Annotated in this window: 25 protein-coding genes and 17 tRNA genes; 3 read left to right on the top strand and 39 right to left on the bottom strand. The window is 32.1% G+C overall.

Annotation, left to right across the window (positions count from 1 at the left end):
• Position 1 precedes the first annotated feature (1 nt).
• The 4 genes from AACK87_RS00800 to tsaE form a co-directional block, all read right to left on the bottom strand.
• The gene (locus AACK87_RS00800; RefSeq protein ID WP_338972617.1) at positions 2-586 is read right to left on the bottom strand and encodes a hypothetical protein; all 585 of its coding nucleotides are present in this window, start codon (positions 584-586) and stop codon (positions 2-4) included.
• 123 nt (positions 587-709) lie between these two features.
• A tRNA-Ser gene (locus AACK87_RS00795) sits at positions 710-800 on the bottom strand.
• A 34-nt stretch (positions 801-834) separates the two neighbouring features.
• Positions 835-1401 carry a tRNA (adenosine(37)-N6)-threonylcarbamoyltransferase complex dimerization subunit type 1 TsaB gene (tsaB, locus tag AACK87_RS00790; protein ID WP_338972615.1) on the bottom strand — a complete coding sequence of 189 codons (567 nt, stop codon included), beginning with the start codon at positions 1399-1401 and terminating at the stop codon, positions 835-837.
• A 1-nt stretch (position 1402) separates the two neighbouring features.
• Positions 1403-1831 (bottom strand): tRNA (adenosine(37)-N6)-threonylcarbamoyltransferase complex ATPase subunit type 1 TsaE, encoded by a 429-nt coding sequence (tsaE, locus tag AACK87_RS00785; RefSeq protein WP_338972614.1) that lies wholly within the window; start codon positions 1829-1831, stop codon positions 1403-1405.
• A 57-nt stretch (positions 1832-1888) separates the two neighbouring features.
• Here tsaE and AACK87_RS00780 point away from each other — a divergent pair, with 57 nt between their 5' ends.
• Positions 1889-2845, top strand: a complete 957-nt coding sequence (locus tag AACK87_RS00780; RefSeq protein ID WP_338972612.1) for an NAD(P)/FAD-dependent oxidoreductase — start codon at positions 1889-1891, stop codon at positions 2843-2845.
• 1 nt (position 2846) lies between these two features.
• Positions 2847-3131 carry a rhodanese-like domain-containing protein gene (locus tag AACK87_RS00775; protein ID WP_338972610.1) on the top strand — a complete coding sequence of 95 codons (285 nt, stop codon included), beginning with the start codon at positions 2847-2849 and terminating at the stop codon, positions 3129-3131.
• 148 nt (positions 3132-3279) lie between these two features.
• Here AACK87_RS00775 and trxB read toward each other — a convergent pair whose 3' ends face one another.
• From trxB to AACK87_RS00605, 34 genes are all read right to left on the bottom strand, one after another.
• A complete protein-coding gene (trxB, locus tag AACK87_RS00770) occupies positions 3280-4200 on the bottom strand; it encodes a thioredoxin-disulfide reductase (protein WP_338972608.1) in 921 nt (306 codons plus the stop codon).
• A 130-nt stretch (positions 4201-4330) separates the two neighbouring features.
• Positions 4331-5920 carry a 2,3-bisphosphoglycerate-independent phosphoglycerate mutase gene (gene gpmI / locus AACK87_RS00765; protein ID WP_338972606.1) on the bottom strand — a complete coding sequence of 530 codons (1590 nt, stop codon included), beginning with the start codon at positions 5918-5920 and terminating at the stop codon, positions 4331-4333.
• Positions 5921-5929: 9 nt separating this feature from the next.
• Positions 5930-6757, bottom strand: a complete 828-nt coding sequence (locus AACK87_RS00760; protein WP_338972604.1) for an HAD-IIB family hydrolase — start codon at positions 6755-6757, stop codon at positions 5930-5932.
• Entirely contained in the window at positions 6757-7503 is a 747-nt protein-coding gene (tpiA, locus tag AACK87_RS00755; RefSeq protein WP_338972602.1) for a triose-phosphate isomerase, read from the bottom strand. Before tpiA ends, AACK87_RS00760 begins: the two co-directional genes overlap by 1 nt.
• Before the next feature lie 80 nt (positions 7504-7583).
• Complete coding sequence (locus tag AACK87_RS00750; protein WP_338972600.1) at positions 7584-8321, bottom strand: hypothetical protein; 738 nt, start codon at positions 8319-8321, stop codon at positions 7584-7586.
• Between the two features lie 84 nt (positions 8322-8405).
• Positions 8406-8481 (bottom strand) — tRNA-Phe (locus AACK87_RS00745).
• Positions 8482-8487: 6 nt separating this feature from the next.
• Positions 8488-8564, bottom strand: a tRNA-Asp gene (locus AACK87_RS00740).
• A 2-nt stretch (positions 8565-8566) separates the two neighbouring features.
• Positions 8567-8642: transfer RNA gene (locus AACK87_RS00735), tRNA-Met, on the bottom strand.
• Between the two features lie 16 nt (positions 8643-8658).
• Positions 8659-8751: transfer RNA gene (locus AACK87_RS00730), tRNA-Ser, on the bottom strand.
• A gap of 51 nt (positions 8752-8802) precedes the next feature.
• Positions 8803-8879: transfer RNA gene (locus AACK87_RS00725), tRNA-Ile, on the bottom strand.
• Positions 8880-8890: 11 nt separating this feature from the next.
• Positions 8891-8967: transfer RNA gene (locus AACK87_RS00720), tRNA-Met, on the bottom strand.
• 15 nt (positions 8968-8982) lie between these two features.
• A tRNA-Ala gene (locus AACK87_RS00715) sits at positions 8983-9058 on the bottom strand.
• Positions 9059-9077: 19 nt separating this feature from the next.
• Positions 9078-9154 (bottom strand) — tRNA-Pro (locus tag AACK87_RS00710).
• A gap of 51 nt (positions 9155-9205) precedes the next feature.
• Positions 9206-9282, bottom strand: a tRNA-Arg gene (locus tag AACK87_RS00705).
• Between the two features lie 179 nt (positions 9283-9461).
• Positions 9462-9536: transfer RNA gene (locus AACK87_RS00700), tRNA-Cys, on the bottom strand.
• A gap of 170 nt (positions 9537-9706) precedes the next feature.
• Positions 9707-10291 carry a lipoprotein gene (locus AACK87_RS00695; RefSeq protein WP_338972598.1) on the bottom strand — a complete coding sequence of 195 codons (585 nt, stop codon included), beginning with the start codon at positions 10289-10291 and terminating at the stop codon, positions 9707-9709.
• A gap of 121 nt (positions 10292-10412) precedes the next feature.
• Positions 10413-13487, bottom strand: coding sequence for a spermidine/putrescine ABC transporter permease/substrate-binding protein (potCD, locus tag AACK87_RS00690; protein ID WP_338972596.1), 3075 nt, complete (start codon positions 13485-13487; stop codon positions 10413-10415).
• The gene (gene potB / locus AACK87_RS00685; protein ID WP_338972594.1) at positions 13451-14458 is read right to left on the bottom strand and encodes a spermidine/putrescine ABC transporter permease; all 1008 of its coding nucleotides are present in this window, start codon (positions 14456-14458) and stop codon (positions 13451-13453) included. The genes potCD and potB overlap by 37 nt, the downstream gene beginning before the upstream one ends.
• A complete protein-coding gene (gene potA / locus AACK87_RS00680) occupies positions 14458-15513 on the bottom strand; it encodes a spermidine/putrescine ABC transporter ATP-binding protein (RefSeq protein WP_338972592.1) in 1056 nt (351 codons plus the stop codon). The genes potB and potA overlap by 1 nt, the downstream gene beginning before the upstream one ends.
• Positions 15514-15573: 60 nt before the next feature.
• A complete protein-coding gene (locus AACK87_RS00675; RefSeq protein ID WP_338972590.1) occupies positions 15574-15711 on the bottom strand; it encodes a hypothetical protein in 138 nt (45 codons plus the stop codon).
• A gap of 151 nt (positions 15712-15862) precedes the next feature.
• A complete protein-coding gene (locus AACK87_RS00670; RefSeq protein WP_338972587.1) occupies positions 15863-16255 on the bottom strand; it encodes a hypothetical protein in 393 nt (130 codons plus the stop codon).
• A 74-nt stretch (positions 16256-16329) separates the two neighbouring features.
• Positions 16330-17742: a glycoside hydrolase family 1 protein gene (locus AACK87_RS00665; RefSeq protein ID WP_338972584.1), complete on the bottom strand. Its 1413-nt coding sequence runs from the start codon at positions 17740-17742 to the stop codon at positions 16330-16332.
• 1 nt (position 17743) lies between these two features.
• Positions 17744-18610 carry an ROK family protein gene (locus tag AACK87_RS00660; protein ID WP_338972582.1) on the bottom strand — a complete coding sequence of 289 codons (867 nt, stop codon included), beginning with the start codon at positions 18608-18610 and terminating at the stop codon, positions 17744-17746.
• Positions 18611-18716: 106 nt separating this feature from the next.
• Positions 18717-19328, bottom strand: a complete 612-nt coding sequence (locus AACK87_RS00655) for a hypothetical protein (protein WP_338972580.1) — start codon at positions 19326-19328, stop codon at positions 18717-18719.
• Positions 19329-19452: 124 nt separating this feature from the next.
• Positions 19453-19944, bottom strand: coding sequence for a hypothetical protein (locus AACK87_RS00650; protein WP_338972577.1), 492 nt, complete (start codon positions 19942-19944; stop codon positions 19453-19455).
• A 2-nt stretch (positions 19945-19946) separates the two neighbouring features.
• Positions 19947-20031: transfer RNA gene (locus AACK87_RS00645), tRNA-Leu, on the bottom strand.
• Positions 20032-20035: 4 nt separating this feature from the next.
• Positions 20036-20111 (bottom strand) — tRNA-Lys (locus tag AACK87_RS00640).
• A 67-nt stretch (positions 20112-20178) separates the two neighbouring features.
• The gene (locus AACK87_RS00635) at positions 20179-21243 is read right to left on the bottom strand and encodes an alanine racemase (RefSeq protein ID WP_338972574.1); all 1065 of its coding nucleotides are present in this window, start codon (positions 21241-21243) and stop codon (positions 20179-20181) included.
• A gap of 81 nt (positions 21244-21324) precedes the next feature.
• Positions 21325-21400 (bottom strand) — tRNA-Thr (locus AACK87_RS00630).
• 18 nt (positions 21401-21418) lie between these two features.
• Positions 21419-21494: transfer RNA gene (locus tag AACK87_RS00625), tRNA-Val, on the bottom strand.
• Positions 21495-21507: 13 nt separating this feature from the next.
• Positions 21508-21583, bottom strand: a tRNA-Glu gene (locus AACK87_RS00620).
• Between the two features lie 16 nt (positions 21584-21599).
• A tRNA-Asn gene (locus AACK87_RS00615) sits at positions 21600-21675 on the bottom strand.
• A gap of 75 nt (positions 21676-21750) precedes the next feature.
• A complete protein-coding gene (locus tag AACK87_RS00610) occupies positions 21751-22599 on the bottom strand; it encodes a bifunctional 5,10-methylenetetrahydrofolate dehydrogenase/5,10-methenyltetrahydrofolate cyclohydrolase (protein ID WP_338972572.1) in 849 nt (282 codons plus the stop codon).
• A gap of 10 nt (positions 22600-22609) precedes the next feature.
• A complete protein-coding gene (locus AACK87_RS00605) occupies positions 22610-24337 on the bottom strand; it encodes a potassium transporter TrkG (protein ID WP_338972569.1) in 1728 nt (575 codons plus the stop codon).
• Positions 24338-24423: 86 nt separating this feature from the next.
• On the opposite strand from AACK87_RS00605, the gene AACK87_RS00600 reads away from it, so the two are divergent.
• Positions 24424-25122, top strand: a complete 699-nt coding sequence (locus AACK87_RS00600) for a TrkA family potassium uptake protein (protein WP_338972567.1) — start codon at positions 24424-24426, stop codon at positions 25120-25122.
• 77 nt (positions 25123-25199) lie between these two features.
• On the opposite strand, the gene AACK87_RS00595 is transcribed toward AACK87_RS00600, so the two are convergent.
• A complete protein-coding gene (locus AACK87_RS00595) occupies positions 25200-25949 on the bottom strand; it encodes an ABC transporter ATP-binding protein (protein WP_338972564.1) in 750 nt (249 codons plus the stop codon).
• Positions 25950-25953: the final 4 nt, after the last annotated feature.

The following is a 25953-nucleotide window of genomic DNA, read 5'->3' as shown; positions in this document are numbered from 1 at the left end:
ATTATTTTTTTCCTACCTCTTTAATATTTCCTTTTTCTCCAAAATAAACCGCAATATCTAGTTCATTGCTTTCAACCACGGTTTTAATTTTATCTAAATTTTTTCGATCTTTAACCATTATTCATTCAATAGCCTTTGTGGGGATGTTTTCATAAACATAAACGATATTGCTATCTTCGTCTTGAGATCAATCTTTTGTTGTTAACTCTGAGAGTTTTTCGGGATTAATTCCAATTACCCCAACTTCCTCAACGCTTAAACCAGCTTCCAAAGCTCACTTTCAAAAAGATGCTCTAGTTGATGAATCAAATTCCAGCCCAATCGAGTTTTCGTTTTCTAAATAGGTTCATACTGTATATTCTTGGTCTTTTTTCAGATTTTTTTGCGAAATTAATCTAATACCATTTTCCAAAATTAAGTAAATATTATCGACCTGAGTGTAAAATAGAAAATGTTTGATATTATTATCCTTAATTTTAGAAAGGATTGTTTTTTTCTCTGAATGCTTCTTAAAAAATTTTGAAAATAATCCTTTTTTCGGAGCTTCTTGCGCTAAGTTAATTTCTTTATTTGGTGTTTTGGCCATTTCTTTCACCCGTTCCTTATTTAAGCTTTAATATGTTTTATTATAACAAATTTTTAAACTCCCAGAGCATTACCCGACATAAAAGATAAAAAAATCACTTTAAGTGATTTTTGTTTTTCTTAATGGCGGATTGAGAGAGACTCGAACTCTCGCGCCAGTTGCCCGGCCTAACACCTTAGCAGGGTGCCCTCTTCACCAACTTGAGTATCAATCCATACAAATACTATTATACATTGTTTTTTTTAAATTTAAATAAAGTTTTTAATATAGTTAGGATTTAGTTTATCTGATTTTTTAACTAGCTGAAAAAAAATCTTCAGATCTAAGAAGTTTTTTTGATAATCCACTCCAACTTGATCCACAACAATTTTAAAGTCTTCAAAGCCTGATTCTATTTGATTGGCTGTATCTATTGGAAGAATCTGGTCTTCAATTATGGGTTTTCCATCTTGGTATACTCCAAAATATCACTTTTGCGAACGAGCGTCCAGCTTAGAGACAACTTTTCCCAAACCGGCTTGAAATTGCAAGCTTGAAATAGTTCAAATTTTTATACTATCATCAATACAAAATAATGTCTTAGCCATTGTAAGTCCAATTCGAACACCAGTATAACTACCAGGTCCTTTTGTTAAATAAATGGCCTTAATTTCTTTTAGAGTGGTGTTATTTCTTTTTAATATATCATCCAAATTGTCTTGGTAAATATCAGAAATTCGGTTTTGATTTTTAAGTAAAATTTGGTCGATTACTTTATTATCTTCAATTAGTAAAATAACCAAATTACCATTACATGTATCTACAAATAATTCCAATTTAATTCCCCCTAAAACTACTTAAATTTTTAATAATAGTGACGTTTCGATTACCTTGTTCATTTAATTCAATATCCAAATGTCAACCTTGAAGGTTGTTGAAATTAATTCCTAAATTATTTGGTCATTCAATTATGTTAAAAGCTTGCCTGAATTGTTCTTCGTAAAGTTCAATTTCATCATTGACTCCCAAACGATATGCATCCATATGATTCAATAAAGCGCCTTCACTATTTTGATACTGATTTAGAATTACAAATGTTGGAGAGTTAACAACTTCATTGACTCCAAAATTTTTCAATAATCGCTTTGTAAATGTAGTTTTCCCAGCTCCCAAATCACCTGTTAAAAGTAAATAGAATTCTTGATTCTTAAAATCTAGCAACTCTTTAATAATAACATCTCAATCTGCAATTTTCTTTATTTCCATCGTTTTCACCTCTTCTTATTATACAATATGCTATAATTTTTGAAAAGGGATGAAAACATGGTTAAAGATTTACTGATTATTGGGGCGGGACCAACAGGACTTTATGCCTGAAAATACGCAAATAGTTTGCACCTAAGCGGTACAATAGTTGAGGCTAATTATGAAATTGGAGGTCAGGCAAATCTGGCTTATCCAGAAAAAATGATTCACAACTTACCAGGAATCAAGGAAATCAAGGCTAAGGATTTTGTCAATGATTTATTAGAAGATGCCAATTGTTTGGAGAGTAAAATTCGTTTAAAGACCAATACTTCAGTTCTTGAGATTATCAAAATAAAAGTCGATAATGATTTTGAAAATCACTTCTTGGTTAAATTTAGCAATAACGTTCAAAAAACATATAGAGCGATTTTGGTTTGTGAAGGTTTAGGTGAGTACCAATCAATTAAACTTTTAGAGGAAAACTGAGAAAATATCCACTACGTCGTTAAAGATAAAAAATATTTCGAAAATAAGAGAGTGGTTATTTTTGGAGGCGGAGATTCTGCTATTGATTGAGCCCATCAATTTAGTGAAAAATCAAAAGTTACTTTAGTTCATCGAAGAGATGAATTTAGAGCAGCAGTTCAAAAAATTGAAGGTAAGGTTGAGATTCTGACACCATTTGAATTCAAAGAAATTGATAAGTCTGAAAATAATCGTGCTAAGAGTTTAATAATTAAGAGCGAGGAACAAGAAAAGCGTATTCATTTTGATGAATGTTTGGTACAATTTGGAGCAACGATCAGACCGCATACAATTAATGGTTTAAATTTGCAACGTAACGAATTCAAAAAAATAATTGTTAATTCCGAAATGGAATCAAGTTGTCTTGGTGTTTTTGCTGCAGGAGATGCGGTTGTGTATCCAACCAAAAAGCGGAACTTAATCTTTGGGTTCCAAGAAGTTATTATAGCACTGAGTAAGATTGAAATGAAAATAAATAATAAAAAAATTGCAAATAAGGGGTGATAAGATGACAAAGAAAGAAATCGCTGATTTAATAGCTCAAGGATATGAAATTCTAGATATTAGAGAACCAAATGAATTAGAAACTTTAGAAAAGCTAGACCAAGCGACATTAATTTCTGACAAACAGATTTTTGATAAATATGATCAAGACTTTGAAGATAAAGATGTTAAACTAGCCGTTGTTTGTCGCGCAGGCAGACGTTCCAAAATAGTTTGTGACATTCTTGCAGACAAAGGTTTTAAAAATATTAAAAATATTGATGATGGAATGATGGGAATAATAGAATAAAAACGAGTCAATGTTAACTTAAATTAAAAATCCAGAGCTTGTAATCTAATTACAAGCTCTGGATTTTTTTATAAGGTTGGTTAACTTTTTATCACAAAAATTAAATCGTTTTCAAAAAATTATTCTGATAAACTAATCTAGATTTGTATTAAAAATTATCACAATAATCAATGGCTTTTTGTGCTGCAATAGCTCCATCACCAACTGCTGTGGCAATTTGTTTTAATGGAGTGTTTCGAACATCACCAACTGCAAAAAGTCCCGGAATGCTGGTTTTCATTTCAACATCTGTCACGATATTATTTGTTTGATTTAAAATATTCAAGTCTTTCACAAAGTCAGTTATAGGATCGCTTCCGATTAACGGGAAGATTCCATCAACCTTGATTGTCTGAACACTATTTTCCTTAAGGTTTCTAACAACCACCGCTTCAACAACTTTGTCTCCGATAATTTCTTCAACCACACAGTTCAACATAAAGTCTACCTTTTCATGGTTTCGAGTTTTTTCAACTACTGAATCAGCTGCACGAAAACCTTCTCTTCGATGCACCAAAGTTACCTTGCTGGCAAACTTAGTTAAGTAAAGCGACTCTTCAACAGCAGCTAGTCCACCACCAACAACAATTAAGGGTTTTTCTTTGAAGAAAGCTCCATCACAAACCGCACAATAAGACACTCCCTTGCCATAAAATTTATCTTCTCCAGGAACCCCAAGTTTACGTTCCTTAGTTCCAGTGGCAATAATTACAGCCTTACTGGTTAGTTTTTTGCCTGCTAAGTTCACATTAAAAGTTTTATTGTCATTTTTTTCAATTTTTAAAACTTCATCAAAAATAAATTCAGCACCCACAGCTTGTGCTTGAGAAAATAAACTGACCGCCAAGTCTGGCCCCATGATTGATGTAAATCCTGGATAGTTTTCAATTTCTGCTGTTTTATTTACTTTTCCTCCAGGAACTTCTTTTTCAATAATGGCTGATTTTAATCCCGCTCGGGCTGCATAAATTCCTGCTGTAATTCCACCAGGTCCACCACCAATTATAATTAAATCAAAATCTGTTTTCATTTCTATTCTCCTTAAATCTTTATTTTTTTATTATACCTTAAAGTTTTAATTTTTGGACTTAGGGATAAAAATTATTTGTAGAAATAATTAAGATTAAAAAAATGACGATAAATCGTCATTTATTTATTAGTTACTTTTTAACAATTAAACTTGGTTGAGTCATTTCACTTGGAACTTCTTCACCTAGTAAATCTAAAATAGTTGGGGCGATGTCAGCGATTGCAGCATCTTTATTACGTAGTTTTAAATCTTTTTTAGTAATAATAATTGGAACCAATTGGCTAGTGTGTTTCTTATTAGGTCCACCTTCTTGGTCGATCATGATTTCAGCATTTCCGTGGTCGGCTGTAATAATCATTACCCCATTAACTTTTTGCATTGCCTCATGAACACGTTTTAATTGTGCATCTAAAGTTTTCACAGCAACTATTGTTGAATCTAAAATTCCAGTATGTCCTACCATATCACAGTTTGCATAGTTTAAAACAATAACATCAAATTCATTGCGGTTAATTTCTTCAATAAGTTTATCAGTAATTTCTTTTGCGCTCATTTCTGGTTTTAAATCGTAAGTTGCAACTTTAGGAGAAGCGATTAAATCAGCACTAGCACCTTTTAAGGCGATTTCATCTTGAGATGCTAGACCATTTTTGAAATAGTCTTTTCCTCCATCAAAAAAGAAAGTTACGTGAGCAATTTTTTCAGTTTCAGCAATTCTTAATTGTTTGTATTCTTTTTTACTTAATCATTCCCCTAAACCATTAACAACTTCAATTGATTTAAAGGCCACTAATGGAGAACCTACTACTTGTGAGTATTCCATCATTGAAACGAAGTGAATATCATTTCCAATAAATTCCAGGTTTTTAAAAGAATCATCTTTTCAAGCTAAGTAATCTTTGCTTGTAATAGTTGCGGCTAATTGAATAGCTCGATCTGGTCTAAAGTTAGCGAATAGAACTGCATCACCTTTTTTAATAAATCCGTCTTTGGCTTTACTATTAAATGCTGGAATAATTCCTTCATCATCTTTTCCTAAATCATATTGTGCTTTAATATAGGCTCTTGGATCTTCAAATGAAGTTTTCCCTTTGCGAGTGAATAAAGTTTCATAAGCTTGTGCTGTTCTTTCAAAACGTTTATCACGATCCATTGCATAAAATCTACCACTAATTGATCCAATTTGACCAACTTGATATTGATTAAACAATTTTTCTAAAGGAGCTAGATAAGTTTCTAGGACAGTCGGTTTAGTATCTCTTCCATCAGCGAAAAGGTGAACGTAAATTTCTTTTAATCCTAAATTAGCGGCAGTTTCAAAAGCTGCTAACATATGGTTCATGTGAGCATGAACCCCACCATCTGAATACAGTCCCATAATATGGAAAGCTTTGTTATTTTTTTTAGCAAATTCAACAGCTTTAATGATTTCCTCATTTTTGCTGAAAGTTGCATTTTTGATGGCTTGATTAATTAAAGTTAGAGATTCATATTTAATTCTTCCAGATCCTAAATGGATATGTCCAACTTCTGAGTTACCCATTTGACCATCAGGTAAACCTACTCATTCTCCACTTGCGTGAGCTTCAACTCATGGATAATCTTTTTTCAAAGACTCCACGAAATCCATTTTAGCGCTTGTTACTGCATTTCCTTGATTTTCAGGAGCAATTCCCCATCCATCCAAAATTGCAAGTAAAATTGGTTGTTTTGTTTTCATTTTATTCTCCTAATTGTTTTTTAATATATATTTATTGATAGCTTCGCTAACAGCTGCTTGCGATCAATCTAGATCAATGTGAGCTTTAGCTATTTTTTTTATATGATCCACGCAATTTGTGAAAGAAACAGGAAAGCCAACATATTCCATCATTGGAATGTCGTTGCTACCATCTCCCATTGCCATCATGTTTTTGGCATCGATTTTAAATGTTTCTTCTAAAAATTTAATCGCGTGCTTTTTATTAATGTTTTTAGCATTAACTTCACAAGCAGTCTTGTTAATATTAACCGCAGTTTCTAGACCCATTTTTTTAAGTTCCTTAATAAAACTTTCTTCAAAGTTAAAAATTAACAATTTATAGCAATCTTTATCATATGGTCCTTTAAGATCTTCGAAACTAACAAAATCCCCAGTAAAGAATTTTTGTTCTTTAATGATTTCGCTACTATTAGTATTTAAATTATTAATAACTGATTCCTTAAAATCCGTACTATATCCCCAAACGATAACATCTTGGAATTCTTCTTTTATAGTTAGTTGAAATACTTGATTAACCAATTCCTTAGGAATTGGATTTGCATCAATGACCTTTTGATTTTTTAAATCAAAGATGCAAGCCCCATTAAATCCAGCCATGATTGTGTTACTAGATAGAAATCCATTTTCTAGTAATTTATTTTTAGGACTATGAATTGGTCGACCGGTAATAAAAACAACAGGGATATTTTTTTCAATTACTTGAATAATTGCGTCTTTATTTTTTGACACAATTTCTCCCATCGGTTCATAACTAGTTCCGTCCATATCCAAAGCTAATAATTTAATTTCGCTCATTATTTAAAATTTACTAGCCCTAAATATGAGTCAGGAATTAATGAAGCTCCTCCAACAAGAGCTCCATCGATGTCAGCTTGCCCCAAGATTTCTTTGATATTTTCAGGTTTAACACTTCCCCCGTATTGAATTAGAATTTCGTCTGCAACTTCTTTGCTATATAGACTAGCGATTTTATCTCTAACAACTTTACATACTTCTTGTGCAATTTCGGGAGTTGCTACTTTACCAGTTCCGATTGCTCAAATTGGTTCATAAGCAATAACAACTTTTTTAGCATCCGCTGCACTAATGTTTGCAAATCCTTTTGTAATTTGGTTTTCCACTCATGCCTTAGTTTTCTTTGCTTCAAATACTTCTAAAGATTCTCCACAGCAAAGCACTGGTATCATATCATTTTCAAGTAATGCCTTAGCTTTTTTGTTAACGCTTTCATCAGTTTCATTAAACATTTCACGTCTTTCTGAGTGACCAATAATAACGTATTTAACGTTGATATCTTTTAACATTGGAATTGATATTTCCCCTGTAAATGCTCCTTCTTTTTCAAAGTGAACATTTTCAGCAGCAATTACTAAGTTTTTAGCTGCTTTTCTAGCTTCACTTAAAGCTGTGAATGGAACTCCCACTCCTGCAATTAAGTTAGGATTATTGACGATTTTTGAGTCAACCGCCTTGATAAAGTCTAAAGCTTCTGAATTTGTTTTATACATTTTTCAGTTACCGATAATAATTTGTTTTCTCATATTGAGTTTCTCCTTTTTTCTACTACCAAAAAATTATAACACTTCCAAACACCTTCTTAAAGAGAGTACGAACAAAATTATTAAAGAACTTTTTGTTGTATTTTTGATCAAAAATCAAAGTAACCATATAAATCTGGATAAGTATTTAGTGGGGCCAAATAAGTCGGCATTATTCTTTGCAAAATTGAATAAATTAGCAATTTATTGGGGCCCCTGAATAAATAGTTATGATCGTTAAAACGGATAATAACTCCAAAATGTTTTAACTCAATTTTCTCTACTTTTTTAAGATTAATTTTCTTGATAAACTTCTGATTATTATCACAGAAATAAATATTTTTAAAAGAAAAGTAAAGGTCGTAATTATTATCAAATTTGGCCTTAATTTTTTCACCCGATTTTGATTCGTCTTGGATTAGTTCGTGAACATTTACTGAACTTTCCTTAAAGTTGATTATTTCTTTTGGTTCCACTTGAAAACGAACTGGCAGTTCTTTTAGAGGACGCCAACTGTTGAAATAAATTTCTTGAACATTAAAAATGAACCTATTTTCCTCTGATGTCAGAGTTATATCCATCTTCTTTACGAGTTTAAAAAAACCATTGATGAATTTCTCATCAAAAACAAAATTTTTGTTTATTCATCTTCAAAGTATCCATCTCTTAAACTGGGTAAAATTTTCATAATTTTTAATTTTTCTACCTGCTCTTCGAATTGACAATTTGGATTTTTTTAAAATATTATTTTCATCAAAATAGACCAGTCACTCGCCTCGATTAAATATAAAATTTGAATTTAATGACTTTTTTAAAAACATAATTGCCTCACTTTATTATCTTACTATGATTATAAACTACTTTTGGACAAAAAAAAGATGCAGCGCATCTCTAAGTTACTTAAATGGTGGTTTTGGACGGAATTGAACCGCCGACACATTGAGCTTCAATCAATTGCTCTACCGACTGAGCTACAAAACCATGTGATGGCGACCCCAACGAGACTCGAACTCGTGATCTCCTCCGTGACAGGGAGGCGCGATAACCAACTTCGCTATGGGGCCAATGGTTGCGGGGGCAGGACTTGAACCTGCGACCTTCGGGTTATGAGCCCGACGAGCTACCAACTGCTCCACCCCGCGATAATAATATAAAAAATGGCGGAAGATGAGGGATTCGAACCCCCGCTCGGGTTTCCCCGACTCTCGGTTTTCAAGACCGACCCCTTCAGCCAGGCTTGGGTAATCTTCCACAAAAAGTTGAATTTTGGGTCCTTCACAATCCGCCTTGTTTAGCTAATCATGGTGGACCTTATTGGACTTGAACCAATGACCGTCCGGTTATGAGCCGGATGCTCTAACCAACTGAGCTAAAGGTCCAAAATTAAATATGGTAGCGGGGAGGAGACTTGAACTCCTGACCTTTCGGGTATGAGCCGAACGCTCTAACCAACTGAGCTACTCCGCCGTAAAAAAAATAAAATGGTGGACCCTAACGGGATCGAACCGTCGACCCCCTGCGTGCAAGGCAGGTGCTCTCCCAGCTGAGCTAAGGGCCCATAAAAATAAATTAATAAATGGTCGGGAAGACAGGATTTGAACCTGCGACCCTTCGGTCCCAAACCGAATGCTCTACCAAACTGAGCCACTTCCCGGTATTAAACATATGATTCGTCCATTAGAAATCACATGTCTTGGGTTTAAAATGGCGCGCCCGAAGGGACTCGAACCCCTAACCTTTTGATCCGTAGTCAAACGATCTATCCAATTGATCTACGGGCGCATTAAACATACCTATGATATTATAATACAAGTCTGCTCAAAATTACATAAAAATTTTCATTTTTTTACAATTCTGGCGACTTTTTTATTATAACAAAATATTAATATTTTTTTGAAATAATTTGATTTTTTTTAAAAAATCAGTAAATAAAAATGCGCAAAAGCGCAGTCGTTTTTATTTGGAGGTGGTAACCGGAGTCGAACCGGTGATCAGGGAGTTGCAGTCCCACGCCTTAGCCTCTTGGCTATACCACCATTACCAAATATAATTATACTAAAATATTTTAGTTTTTGAAGTAAATCATTGCTTTTTGTTTGAAAAGGCTTAAAAAATACTAAATACAGTTGAAATAGTGAAATTATTATACAAGCCAAGATAAATAAAAAAAGTGATTTAACTCACTTTTCTTTTATAAATATTTAAATTATTTAGTTACAGTTTCTTCTGTTTCAGTTCCTGGTTCTTCAGGTTCTTCAGTATCAACTTTGATAGCGTTGATTTTTTCTTCAAGATCTTTACTTAATTTGTCAATACCTTCTTTATTTGCTTTTGAAGGTGCAAAATTAGATTTGAGTCCTGTGTCTTGAACGTCCATTTTATAATCCTTAAGCTTTTTGAATTCTGGTAGTAGATCTAAAGCGTCTTGCTTATCGCCATCTCAAATATAATCATAAATATCATAATATTCCATTGTGACATTGTAAGCGAATACTAATTGAGCTTTTTCATGATTTTCAATAGCATCTAATTCTTCTTGAGTTACATTTCCTTCGGGTTCTTCAGTATCAAATACATCCTCCTTGATTTCTTTAACAGCTTTACTTCTTGCGTCCATTAAGTCATCATAGGCATGTCCAGCTTCATCTTCATTTGCTGGAGCTTTTAAATTTTTGTAAAAATCTTTTACAAGTTTTTCAGACGCACTATCACCTGAATCACATGCAACAACTGAAGTTGCTGCTGAAGCTGATAATCCAAATGCGGCTAAAATTGATAATAATTTCTTCATATTTTCCTCTTTCTGGATAATTAATCCATTTTTTATTTTAATTTAATTAATGTATAAAGTCAATAAAAAAATATTTTATTTAAAAAAAGCTTTATTTAAATAAAGCTTTTTTGATTATGGTTTAATTTTTACCAGCTACCAAAGAATTAAAAGCGTCAATTATTTTATTATTTAGCGCTTCGTCTTGTTTGGTAAATTTAAAGGCAGTACCCTTAGCATTTTCATCAAAAGTGATTTGTGGTTGGTAAAGTTGTTTGTAGCTAGCAAACAGCCCGCCTTCCCCCACAACATTGTCCATTGCTGATTGAATCGGGGATGTAATTCCCACATATTCAGTTAAATCTTGAGCTTTTTCTAACATGAAATTAATTCACTTGTAAGATAAATCAATATTACGATTAACTTTATTAATTACCATATTATCTGAAAATACATTAGTTCCTTCGGTATGACCATCTGAATGAACTTTTCCTGGGCGTCCGTAAATGAAGAACTGATTATCTGCATCAGATTTTTGATTGAATAAGAATTCATCGTCTTCATCTTCTAGCTCAGCTTCCCCGTTAAAAATTTGGTTAGCGTAAATTGCATCACCATTGTACATTAACGCCAGATCAAAGTCACCTAAAGCAACTTTTTCAATTAAATTATCCCCCAGTAATGAAACATTTGGTTTCAAGATAAGTTTTCTTAGTTCCGCAACAGTTTCATCTAGTTGGTGTAATTTTGGTTGAATAGTTCCAAACATTTTTTCTGAGGCTATGGCAAAAATATTTTTAGCATCCTCGTTTAATCTTACATTTAATCCTGCATTAGCAGCTTGTCAAAAAATATCTCAGCTCAAATCTTTTGAATCGATTTGTTGGTTTTGAGTTTGAATTCCTTGAGATTCTAAAAATTTTAAAACCTTTGGATTTGGGTTGGCAACAACCACTAAGTCTCCTCAAAAATAAGGAATTGCATAATCAGTAATATTTTGATTTAAGTTCGGATTTGGTTCCACTGATTCAGTACTTGATTCAAACATTAATTTCATTAAATGTGAATTTACTTCGTACTTATCAGCAGAATTATTAATTTTATTTCCCTCTAAGTCCTTAAAATAATGGTCTTTGCCCAAGTCATCTTTAAAAGTACCATATAAATTAATTTTACTATAATCTAGTTCTAATAATTTGCCTTCACTTGCAAGTTTTTGAACCATATAGTCACTTGGAACCATCACATCATAGTTAAAAGTATATAGCTTATTATATAAAGATTCGTTTGAATCAAATTGTTGATAGTTAACAGTAACATTATATCTTTTTTCAAATTCTGAAATAAGTTCAGGATTAATATAAGATCCTCAGTTACCTATTACTAAGTCATAGATATTATTTCTCACATAGGCCACAGTTAGCAAAGTGAAAGAAGCTGTGAATAGAGAAAACGCCATTAATCCTTTTCAAGAACGTTTGAAGAAACCTTTATTGTGACTTGCAATAATTTCTCCATCACTTAAAGCAGGAAATAATTTTTCTCTTTTTTGATCTGTTTTAACTTGAATTGATTCAATTTTATTTTCTATTGTTACAATTTTTTCTCTAATTAAATTACGACGGTTTTCTAGCACTTCTGATCTTTCAGTCTCAAGATTTTCTAATATCTTTTTATCATCCATGTCTAAATCTGGTTTTCCCATAATTTTGGCAATTTTTTTATCAACACTACTTGTTAATGAAACTTTCAAGAACAATAATTTACTTAGGTCTTTTTGTTTTTCAACTAAATCTTGAATTTGTTCTTGTGAGCGAAGTTGTAAGTTTTTTAATTTTTCAAGAATCAGTCGAAGTTTCAACTGGTTTCTACCCTCTTTTAGTTCATCGCGTTTTATTTGCAGTTTTTTAATTTTTTTACGATACTGCAGATTCTCTTTTTTAGAGAGAATGCTATTTGCATTTCACTCAGATTGAATTTCTAAAATTTCTTGGTCAATCTCTTTGATTCATTCCAAGTCACTTTGGTTTCTTTCATTAATAGCTTCAATTTCTGCTTCATAATTTTTGATTCGTTTTGATAACTTGATAATAGCACTTTGAAAACGAGATTTACGATGACTCTTGTAGTTTTTTAATAATTGTTGCTCCAAGAGCTTCATTTTAGACTGCGATTTAGCATAAGCTACGAATAATTTTTTTTCATATTTAATTTCGTTTTTAACTAATTCTTTTTTTCATTCCAGTTTTGAGATTTTGGCATTGTAGTTTTTGTTTTCCAAAATCCTAATTTGGATCCTCAAAAAGAATGCTTTCATTCGCAAACTTGGCTTTCAACTTTTCTTAATAGTTTTATTAGAAATCAATTCTTGGTACAAGATTGTTAATTGACGATTTAAATCATCGATTTGTTTTGATTTGTAGTAACCTTCTTTGATCTGTTTTTTTATTTCGTCTTTGCGCGACTTAGTAAAGGTAATTGTATTTCAAATTAGAATTGATAAAACGATTACCCCAACAAGAATTGTTCCAAATGCATTAATGTATGGTTGAATCTTCTTGGCTGTATAAATAAATGTTGATACGTTGGTTTGATCCCCGCCAGTAAAGTAAGAAATAATGAAATCATCAAAACTCATTGCAAAAGCAATTGCTGTTGCTGCAATAATGGCTGGTCTTAAAATTGGTAATACTATTTTAAACATTGTTTGTCTTGAGGTACTTCCCAGGTCATAACTTGCATCAATGACATTAGGATCGATTTTTCTCAATCTTGGCATCACTGTTATTAATACGTAAGGTACGTTAAATGAAATATGGGCTGCAATCAGGGTCATAATTCCAAATTTTAACCCCGCGATAATAAAGACAACCATTAAACTAACCGCCGTGATGACATCTGCATTTACTAATGGAATGTTGGCAATCGAAAATCATGTATTGCGGGTTGTACGATTAACACGACTAAGTCCAATTGCAGCTAGCGTTCCGATGATAACTGAAATCGTTGTTGAAACAATCGCCACAAATAAAGAGGTAATGATTGATTTGATAAAAGGACTGTTCTTAAAGAATTCTGAGTATCATTTCAAACTTCATCCTTCAAATTGTGAAATAGTTTTCCCAGAGTTAAATGAATAAATCATCATAACAATAATAGGGATGTAGATAAAAGCCATTATTATTGCGAAATAGCTTGATTTAAAGAATTTTTTCATTTTTTACTTGAACCTCCTTCAAACTTATTTGTGATTAGTTTAATTACAAGCATTAGAATTCCAATCAGGATTGCTAAAACAACTGAAATTGCTGCCCCATATCCAAAATTGCTTCCTTTAAAGAAGTAAGATTCAATGATAGAGGAAATTAAGTTGATTTTCCCATCTCCTAAATAACGAACAACTATTAGCGAAGTTGCCGCTTGAATAATTACTAAGGTGAATCCAGCTAGAACTCCTGGAATTGATTGTCTTAAAGTAAATTGGAAGAAAGCTTTAGAGTCACTTGCGCCCAAATCTTTAGCTGCAAGCAGTTGACTTTTATCCATACTTTCTAGAGAGTTATAAATCGGGGTAATACAGAATGGTAAAAACATGTAAACCATCCCAATGATAATCGCAATTGGAGTTCCCAATGCTGTTGGTGCTAAAATATAAAACACCGTTTGTAACCCTATTACTTTCATTAACATACTAATTCATATCGGCATTGTCACTAAAACTCAAACATTTTTGGCTAGCATTTTACTTTTTAGTTGTGCCATTATGTAAGCAATCGGATAGCCAATTAGAACACAGAAAAAAGCCGCAACAAAAGCATAAGCAATTGAAAGTAACATCGCAATCATTATATTAGAATCGCTAAATAATTTTACAAAATTTTCTAAGCTTAATTTAAATACTAAGCTATTATTAGTTGGTTGAATTATAGCATATACCACAATTCCAATTAAGGGAAGGATTATTAAAAATACCATTACAATAATAAACGGTAGTAAGATTGGTCAAGTTTTTTGACTGGTTTTTGCAATAAAGTTAGAGTTCTTTAGCTTATAAAAAACTCCTGGTGGTTTGGTTGATTTGGGATCGTCGGTTGAATTTAATTCTTCGTGAACCGCTTCAATTTCTTCAAAGATATTTTCTTTTTCTGAATTCGATTCGATTGTATCTTTATTTTTAAGTTCACTCATTAGTTATCAATTTCTTTTCACATTACATGAATATCTTCAACATTTCAACGAATCCCGACTTCAGATCCCTCTTCGATTAAGTCCGTTGTGTGGATTAATCAATTTCTAAATTTAGTTGCTACAACAACTTCATAATAAACCCCTTTAAAAATAACACTTTCAACTTTACCTTTGAAAAAACCTTTTTCCACTGGTTCAATATCAATATCTTCGGGTCTAATTACTATATCAATGTTTTCGTCATTCTCACCAAAACCTTTATCTTGACAACTAAATTCTTGATTATCAATTTTAACTTTACGATCCTTAATAAAAATTCCGTCTTCAATTACATTGCTGGTTCCAATAAATTTCGCCACTCATTTGTTCTCAGGTTCATTATAAATATCTTCTGGAGTTCCAACTTGTTGAACTGTTCCTTGATTCATAACCACCACTCGATCGCTTAGCGTTAAGGCCTCTTCTTGATCGTGGGTAACTAAAATAAAAGTAATTCCAACTTCTAATTGTAGTCTTTTTAATTCCGCTTGCATGATTTTCTTTAAGTGAACATCTAGTGCCGACATTGGTTCATCTAATAAGAGGATTTTGGGTTTCATAACTAGTGCTCTAGCAATTGCCACACGTTGTTTTTGCCCCCCAGATAATTCATCGACTCTTTTATTTTCACTTCCTAGTAAACCAACTTGTTTTAAATGCTGCATCACTTCTTTTTCAATGATGTCAGGTTTTGTTTTTTTATTTCTAAGACCATATGCCACATTATCAAAAACATCCAAGTGCGGAAAAAGCGCATATCCTTGAAAGATTGTGTTCATTTGTCTCTTATTAATTGGTAGTGCTAAAAGATTTTTATTTTCAAACAGAATTTCTCCTGAATTGGGTTTTTCAAATCCTCCGATAATATTCAAGGTTGTTGTTTTACCACATCCACTAGGACCTAAAAGTGTAATAAATTCTCCTTCATGGATATTTAAACTAATACCTTTTAAAACAACTTTTCCATCATAGTCCTTGGTTATGTTTCGGATTTGAAGAATACTATTTTTTTCCATCGTATTTCTCCTTTACTAATTAAACAATAAAAAATTATACAAACTTAGTTTGCATTTTAATTAAGCTAAATTAGCTAATACGGAGAGTGATTCATTCTCTAAAACTTTCTCAAAAGCTTCTGAGCGGGATGCAAAAACAAATAATCACTGAGTGATTAAATATTGTTCTTGTAAATTATAAAGTGATTTTTTGAACATATTTACATCCACCTTTCACATTATCATTATTTTAATTAAATAATCAAAATAATACAATGATTTTAAGGTTTTAATTTAAAATAAAAAAGCGCCACTTCCAAGCAGCTTTTTTAATAGCTGATTTTATTTGTGGTGCTTGTTTTGGTTATTTTTAATTCATTGTAATTAACTTTAATTCAAATTTGTTGGCAGCTTCAACGATTTCTGGATGAGGTTTAAAATCGATGTTATTTGAAGCAAAAATGTTTTGTCCCTCAGTGAAAACACTAAATGACTTTGAAAACTTTTCTTTCAAATTTTCATCGATTGCTTCCATTTCTTGAGCAGTTACAAATTTGATGTATCAGCTAGCAAATGAGTAAACTAAATTTCAAGTTCAAATTAACTCTAAAACTATTTTTTGCTCATCTTCGTTTAATTCCTTCAGGTTGTTAAGACCAAGGCTTGAGCAGTAAATTTTAGCTTCCTCGACTAATTTTTGAGCTCCTGATGTTGATTTGATCATGTAAGCTCTATCAATGATTGTATGTATAATTTCGTTCATATGTAATCCTAACTATTATTTAATTATATCAAATTTAAACCTCTTTATTACTTGCAGTTTGATAAAGCAAAAGCTTAGTTTTTAACAACTAAGCTTTCATCAATTTCAAACTCATTTTTACTAATACATTCTTTAATTCACTGTCCTGATTTTTTAATTGTTCGTTTTTGTGTTGTTAAGTCTAAGGCTACAAAACCATATCGATTTTTAAATGAGTTGGCTCAACTTCAACAGTCAATAAAAGTTCACATTTGGTAACCAAAACAATTTGATCCCTCGTTAATAGCTTTATTTAGTCAATACAAATGTTCTTTAATGAAATCAATTCGATAATCATCTTGAATCACACCATTAGCGTCTAGGAATTTTTCTTCACCTTCAACACCCATTCCATTTTCAGAAATAAATCATTTAATGTTTCCATAGTTATTCTTAATATCCATTGCAATGTTATAAATTGTTTCTGGGTGAATTTCTCATCCTCGGTGAGGATTAATTCTTTTCTCTTTTCAATCATAAACTTCAAAATACTTATCGGGCATATTTTCCCCTTGGTAAGGTTTTGAAAGGGCTTGAATTCTTCGTGGTTGATAGTAGTTAACTGCTAAAAAATCAATTTTATTTTCTGCAATTATTTTTAATTCTTCTTTAGTATATTCAGGGAGCACTTGATCGGTTTTTAAAATTTCAACAAAGTCTTTATTAAACTCTCCTTTAACAGCAGCATCTAACATTGATTTGTTAAAAAAGGCATCACTGATTTTTGCGGCTTTAATATTTTTAGCTTCCAAATCTTTTGAGTAACTTGGAGTCAAGTTCAAGACCACAGTAATTTCTTTTTTAGCATCATTTGCAAAAAGTTTCTTAAATTCTAAAACCGCTTTAGCATGGGCTAAAATTGTGTTGTACCCTACTTGTGCTGCTAACTTATAGTCACTAATGTATGGGTATCATCAATGGTATAAATATTGCGCTTCAACAGGAACAATTGGTTCATTCATTGTTGATCACATATCTACTAAATCCCCAAAAGATTCAAAACATCTTTTCGCATAAAGTGCAAATAGGTCAGTTACTTTTTTGTTACCAAATCCCCCAATTTCTTGAAGTTCTCATGGCATATCAAAGTGATATAAATTTACCATTAATTTAATACCGGCTTTTTTAAGTTTTGAAAAATAGTCACGATAATATTTTAGAGCTTTCTCATTAATTGTTCCAGTTTCTAAATCATCAATAAATCGCGATCACTGAATTGATGTTCTAAAGCTATTTAAATTCAATGATTTCATAATCTGAATATCTTCTTCATATCTTTGATAAGTATCACAAGCTATTGTTGGACCAACTTGATTGTGAAAATCTTCTGGCTTAAGTTCAAACCACTTATCCATTACATTTAAGTGTGGTTTATCTTTTGTTCCCTCTGATTGTGGACCCGAGGTAGCTGTACCTCATAAAAAATCCTTTGGAAATTTTAATTTCATTTTATTTCTCCTTTGTTAAAGCGCGAGCTCCTATTAAGTTTGCTTCATTATAATAATAGCACGATTTAATTTCATAGTTTCTTTTAAGATTTGTTAGTTTTAGTATTTCATCTATTTTAATAGTTACTAACTCAATTAACAAACTACTCTGACTAATGCCCCCACCAATCAAAACAAGTTGGGGATCAATTAGAAAAGCTGAGTTCATAATTAATTTAGCAATATTAAAGACCATTTTATCCACAGCTGTTCTAGCCGCTTTATCAGTTTGATAATTTTTCATAATTTCTTCACCGGTTTTTTTCTCATAAGTCAATTTTTGATAAAAGTTTATTAAAGCATTTGTTGAACATTGCGTAGAACTGTTGTAGTAGTTATTGTCTTCAATAAATTCTAAACCACAACCAATTTCTCCCGCTTGCAAGAAACTACCTGAGTAAAGTTTTTTATCAATTATTAAACTTCCCCCAATTCCCGTTCCGATTACTAGAAATAAAACATTACTAAAATTTTTAGCATTACCACTACTTAACTCCGCTAAAGCTGCACAGTTGGCATCATTTTCAATAAATACCTGATTTGTTCATTTCTGAAGTTCAGTTTTCCAGTTAACTAAATGATAGTTCTCAATCGCGGCTAAACCTGAAATTTGTCCAGAAACCGGATCAACAATTCCAGGAGAAGAGATTCCAATAACTGTTATGGGAAATTTATCTTGGTTTTTAGTAATTATGTTATCAATGATTTCAATGATTTCAAAATTATTTACAAACTTTTCATAGATAAAGTTTCCTGACTTAACTTTTTTATCACCATCATAAATTTCAAATTTACTAGACATACCCCCGATATCAAATATATAATCCATTTTATTCACCTCTTACTAATAGTACTAAATGAAGTATCTTAAAAAATTGATATCAATTTTTTAAGAATAAAATTCCAAAAAAAATAAAGCCATTAGGGCTTTATTTTTATCTACGAATTGCTACGTAAAGTAGTGGTGAAATCACCCCTACTCCCGCTGCTGCATATCCAACATAACAAGTTTTTGTTACAAGTTTAATAATTTCATTTTGAGGATTAGCTACGTATTGTTTTGTTACCCCATTAAAGATAAATAAATCGTCAAATTTTTCTGTCAAATATCACTGTTCTTTTTTAAAATCTAAAAATTTACCATACTCTAGTGGAGAGGTTGCAAAGTTATGGAATAAAGTTGCCAGTAAGAAAATTTGGGTTACCGCTAGTCCAAGAGCCACTAAACCGGGAACTAACGCTCAAATAAATGACGAAACTCTACCAAATCCATCTAATCCTAAGTAGATTGCATAACCAATTAAGTAAATACTTAATGCAAGAATAGCCCCATCAAATGCAAACAATAGGTAAAACGTCGACATTCCTTTACCACTAAAAACTGGCAAAATTGATGTATCCTCTAAGTTTAGAATAAAGTTATTTTGGATGAAAACGATGTAGTTTTCTGGTTGTGTAAATCATTGATTTAAATCTCACACTAAATAAAACGAAAAACCTGCTAAGGCCATTATTGTAATTGCTATTCATAAATACCATCTGTTCATTAATATATTCCCCTTTAATTCCTTTATATTATACCACAAAAAATTATAAACATATAATATATATGAAAAACTCTCGTAATACAAGAGTTTTTCATATATATTTAAATTTTATTTTAAATACATTCTATAGAAATGGCGACTTTTCTGGAGACGCAGGCAATTCATCATAGACCTCTGTTTTTCCTGGTTCTGAACCTTCTCTTGTTAAAGAAGGTTCAACTTGTTCAGCATCAGCAAGTAAAATAAAGATCCCAGCAATCAAACCAAACAATCCTCCTAATATAATTTGAAAAATAGCTAGTACCGTATGGGTGCCTGTGAATCCTTTTTTACTTTCTGATTTAATAATACTCATTGAGATTATTGGCAAAATTAAACCAAGTGAAGCAAGTGCTGTTACAAAAAAACCTAGAATAAGCAAAATAGAAGCGGAAGCGGGATCCACGAATAATGCCATGAACCCAAAAGCCGATGCAGTAATTATTATACCTCCAACAGCAAAACAAAGTTGAGCTATGCTCAGTGCGTGAGCAGTTGCATATTTTTTTTCCTTCATAATAAATCCTTTCAAAAAAATTATAACAAAAAAACCACCGGAGTGGTTTCTTTTCTTCAAAATGGTCCGGAATAAGGGACTTGAACCCCCACGTGTTACCACGCCAGATCCTAAGTCTGGTGCGTCTGCCAATTCCGCCAATTCCGGATGATGGTGTCCCGTGCAAGATTCGAACTTGCGACCCACTGGTTAAAAGCCAGTTGCTCTACCGGCTGAGCTAACGAGACATATTGTTGCTTAAAGCAAACAATAAAATATTATCATTTTAATAGTTAATATTCAATAGATTTTATTTTAATTTTTAATGAATTTTTTCTCTACATAATTACTGGTTGTTAGACTTAAATTACCCAAATATGTAGGAATAAATTCAATAATATCACCAACTTGATATTTAATGTTTGAGTCAGTAATATCCAAAATCGTATGATCACTGCTAGAACCTAGAACCTTTATCCCGGGGTCAACGGGCACTATTTCATCACTTGGACAATCTTGACGTCCTAAAGCAATGATGGCTTTTTTTCTGACCCCAATATCTTCAAAATTAACTTCTCTGGCAAATGCATCTAGAGCTCTTGGTCCTCACGAAGCGCTTGGCTTATCCTGAACTTCAATAATTTCAGCTTTTAATTTGAAGGTTTCTCCTTTTAATCATGAAACACGTTCATCATTCAAACCAATTCCCATCAAAACAGCCGATCCCACTCTAATTTGATTAATCTCAGCAGGAACTTTATCATCTCAAATTGTTAGGTGGGTTGAACTACCCCCGCTAATAGTCGGTATTTTCATTTCACATACTTTTTCAATATTTTTTTTCAATTGCGCTAATTTTTCTAGTTTTTCGATTGTTGGGCAAGTTGCTCCATAACAAGCAAAATTTGTCCCAATTGCATGTAAGTAGACATTTTTCATTTGCTTAACTTCACTAGCTGTTTGCATAATCTTTTGTTCATCTCAAAGTCCCTCGCGAATATCTCCTGTTTCGATCATTAAGATTAGACCAATTTTTTTATCAATTTTTTGTAAGCTTTGTTCTAATTTCTTAATTGTTGAAATCTCACTAATTAGAACAAAATCACAAAACTTTGACACTTCCTCTATTTCGCTGTGCATCGGAATTCTTAAAAGCATTTTTTTTGATTTCACATTTTTGAAATTCTTTAAATTCGAAACCCTAGAATCAGCTATAACACTAACACCATTGTCACTTAGGAAAGTAGCCATTTCAACACTACCTGAAAGTAGTTTTTGAACGACCACTAACTCAAGGTTTTTAGCGGCACATTTTTTTTGAATTTCTTTCAAATTAAATTTTATTTTATCAAGATTAATTTCTAATAATGGATATGCCACGTAATCACTTCACTTCTATGATTGTATTTTACCAAAAAAAAATGCATTTACAAAAAGTAAATGCATCTAATAGCTTCTTAATGGTGCTGATGATAGGACTTGAACCTACAACCTACTGATTACAAGTCAGTTGCTCTGCCAATTGAGCCACATCAGCGAAAATAAGTAAAAAAAATGGTGGAGTGCGACGGGCTCGAACCGCCGACCGCCTGCTTGTAAGGCAGGAGCTCTCCCAACTGAGCTAGCACTCCACGAAAAAATAAATGGTAGCCCGTACGAGGTTCGAACTCGTGTATCCACGGATGAAAACCGTGTGTGTTTACCACTTCACCAACGGGCCAAAAATAAATTGATAATGGCGGCTTTTACAGGACTCGAACCTGTGACAAACCGGTTAACAGCCGGTTGCTCTACCAACTGAGCTAAAAAGCCATAAAGAACCTTATTTATAATATCAAATGAAATATACAAAAACAAGTTTTTTATCAATTTTTTTTCACAAAATAACTACTTTTTATGATTATCATATGCTTTAATTGTGTTTTCAATCAAAATCTGAACAGTCATTGGTCCAACCCCTCCAGGAACCGGAGTAATATAACCAGATTTTTTGCAAACAGAGTCAAAATCAACATCACCAACTAAACGATTGGTTTTAAGATCTCTGGTAATTCCTACATCAATAACAATTGCTCCCTTTTTAATCATATCTTTAGTGATTAAAAACTGCGATCCTGTAGCTGAAATCAGAATATCTGCTTTTTTGGTGTGAGTTTTAATGTTTAAAGTATTTTTATTACAAGCAGTAACAGTTGCTCCTCGATTGATCATCATTCCGATAAGGGGTTTTCCAACAATGTTAGAAGTTCCCACAACCGTAACCTTTTGGCCTTTTAAATTAATATCATATTCTTCTAGTAGCTTAATTATTCCCAATGGAGTACAAGGTACGAAAGTTTCATTACCTTGGTAAAGTTTTCCCTGGTTAATGTAGTGAAATCCATCGACATCCTTGCTATAATCAACGGCTTGTAAGAAATCCTCTTCGTTTCACTCTTTTGGTAAGGGAAGTTGAATTAAAATTCCATCCACTTTTGAATCCTTATTTAATTTATCAATTTTATCCAAAACCAATTGGGGTTTGACAGAATCCAAAAAATTAATTAATTCAAATTCAATGCCCACCTTTTCACAAGCTTTTTTCTTGTGCTTAACATAAACCTCGCTTGCACTATCGTTTCCCACTAAAACGACCACTAACTTGGGTTTTCTTAATTTAGGATTATTTTTCGCTAATTTGTCTAAAATTAAATCCGACCTTTTTTGCGCTAATTTTTTACCATCTAATATTTTCACAATATGCCTCCTAACCAATTACAACCTCTTCTTCAAGATAGTCATAACTTTTGGTGTTGTTATGTTTGATAAATGCTAAAAGTGTGTTTGAAATTCCTAATTGACCGGTAAACATAATTAGGACCAGAGTTATTTTAGAAATCGCTCCCAAATTAAGCATCTGTCCACTGGTAAAGGGATTTAATCCCACCGTTCCAAATGCTGAACAAATTAAAGTTATCAACTCAATGATGGTTTTATCCCCGTCATGTTGATTTGATAAAACCTTGTTACTGTCTATATAGATAACAGCTGTGGAAACTACAATTACCATAACCCCAACAATGAAAACAGCAAAACTTCGTCGAACAGTTTCCTCAGGAATTTTCTTGCGATAAGCAAAAACTGATTTACGGTTTCTTATAATTCCAATAATAGCTAATGTGACAATGGCAAATGTTGTAGTTCGAATTCCCCCCGCAGTTGAGGAAGGTGCCGATCCGATAAACATTCAAACTGACATTATTAATTTAGAACCAGCATTGAATTGATTAATGTCGATACTTGAAAAACCGGCATTTCGCGAACTAGTTACATTGAAGAAAATATCCATAAGTGCCTGACCAAAAGGTTTAGGGCCAATATATTCATAAGCACTAATGACATCATAAAATTCTTTATCAATTTTGACACTGTAATAGTTTAAAACATAACTGCTTTTACCTTGTGATAACTCCGAGAATAGAACTAGCAAAGGACCTAAAATAAATAGTGATAAATAAACTGTAAAGTTCAATTTAGTGAATAAAGATCATTTTACAATACGACCTTCTCTGCGACCTTTAATTTTTTGTTTAATATCGTGGAAAGTTGGATATCCCAATCCCCCAATTACTCATTGAATTAAAATAACTGATTGAATTAAATAACCGTGGTTGTCCGCTAAATTATAGGGCTGTAACGAGCTACCAGATATAATATCAAAACCAGCATTATTAACAGCACTAACCGAGTGAAAGACTGCAAATCAAATTGATTTTTCAAAACTATGGTAAGGATTTTGGAAATCAGGAATGTTACCATCTTTGTATATTTGAGAATACTCATTGAATTCTAATGGGGTGAAGTAAAATCCAAAGAATAGGAAAACTACTCCAAATATTTCCACAAAAGTTAGAAAGATGAATCCATCTTTTATCATTTCCACAGTATTTGAAAGTTGAGAACTCCCGCGCTCACTTTGAGCAACAGATTGATCATCAATTGATATTTTCTTACCCAATGATATTAAAAGAACGATTTTAAATGTTAAAATTCCAATTCCCCCAATTTGAATCATAATTAAGATCAGCAATTGGCCCCAAAATGAGTAATCTTGAGCGGCATTTGAAATTGTAATTCCTGTATCAGAGAAAGCTGAAGAAGCTGTGAATATTCCGGTTAAAAAATCTCAGTGAAAACTCTGATTAATCACAACTCCTGGAATAATTAATAATATTCCTCCCGCCAAAACAGTTAATAGGTATATTAATAAAATTTTACCCGAAACCTTACTTAGAGGTCATCAATTTTTTAGTTTGGCAAAGAAGGTTTTTTTATCTTCATCATCTCCAGAAAAGCTTTTACGTCTTTTTTGAATTCTTTCATGACGAGATTCTTTAAATCGTTTTTTTTTCTTTACTGCTGGATTATTAACTTGTGATTCTGAGTCACTAGTTTTATCCATTTTTTCATCATCGATTTCTATTAAATGTAACACAAAATCACCTCTTTAATTAAGTCAACTATTATTATACAATATTATGGATTAGTTGTATAATAACTTATAGCGAAAGGCGGTATATTATGGCAAGAAAAAAAAGTTTTGCAGTAATTGGATCAAATAACTTCGGAATTGCAGTGGCCAAAACATTAGAGGACAAAAAACAGTCTGTGGTGGTTTTTGACTTTGATGAACATCGTTTAAATAGTAGTTTAGCAGCGATGCCCGGAGTTGTTGGGATTGTTTTAGATGCTACCAACAAAACTTCGATGGAAAAAGCCGGAATTAAGCAATTTGATGGGATAATAGTGGCTTTTGGGTCAAATATGGAGGTTTCCATCATTACTGTCTTAAATTTACTGGATTTAGGAATCGAAAACATTATGGCTAAAGCCAAGGATTTACGTCACAAACGAATTCTCTTAGCATTAGGATTGGATGAAAATCAGGTAATTATTCCTGATATTATCTCAGGTAAAATGGTTGCCACTAGAAGTATGTTTGATATTGATATTGACGTACAATCAATCGATGATGATTTTATTTCAACTACTATGATAGTAAGTGATCCAGGAGTTGTTGATAAAAGTATTCAAGAATCACACTTAACAGCCAATAAGGATTGAAATATTATTCAAATTAAGCGAAATGGTAAAGTGATTCTACCCGATGAAAAAACTATTTTGAAAAAAGATGATCAAATAGTATTATTTGCAAAAATTACCGCAATTAATGACTTAATATTAAAAATTCAAGGCGATGAATTTTTATCAGAGGGTTAGTTAAAAATATAAAAAACCACGTTATTTTTTTTAACGTGTTTTTTTATTTAATTTGCGTAATTTAATATTAAAATAAGTTAATTAAAAACATTCTTAAACTTATTTTCTCTTTTAGAGTCTGGATTATTAATTTGATTGTAGATTTCTGTCAATTTTTCTTTACCTTTGTCAAAAGGTTTATCATATTCTTTAACACCATCTTTTATTACTATCAGATTTTGCGTAACACCTTCAAGTTCCTCGAGAATATGTGATGTTATCACTATTGTTTTCCCCGCTTTAGCTAGCTCGTCAATTAGACCAAGTAAATCTGAACGATTTTCAATGTCTAAATTAGCTGTAGGTTCATCCATGATAATTATTTCTGGATCATTTATCATGGTTGCGGCAAGTAATGCAACTTTTTTCATTCCCGCAGAAAGTTGACGAAATGTTTTATTTTGATATTTTTCCAAGCCAAGTTTCATTAAGAAATCATCTGCTTTAATATTGGCTTCATCTCTTTGAACTCCTCTTAAAATAGCATTATAAACCAAAAATTCTTTTAACTTGTAATCCATCGGAAATGAGTTTTGATCTGGTAAAAAACCAATTTTTTGATAAAAATCTTTGTCAGGTTTTTGACCTTGAACAAGAACCTCTCCTTTATCAGGCTTAAGTTCTTGGGTGATCAATTTAATCAAGGTAGTTTTACCTGCACCATTATGGCCCAGAATCGAGGTAATTTTACCTTTATGGATTTTTAAGCTAATATCTTTTATACCTTTATTATTTTTGAAAATTTTTTCAAAATTTTTAATTTCAAAAGCTATATTATCATTTGACATTTTA

It is taken from the genome of Spiroplasma endosymbiont of Panorpa germanica, from assembly GCF_964019765.1.
Lineage (GTDB): Bacteria > Bacillota_I > Bacilli_A > Mycoplasmatales > Mycoplasmataceae > Spiroplasma_B.
Note: the sequence above shows the minus strand (reverse complement) of the source record. Positions and strands in the feature narration are given on the sequence as shown.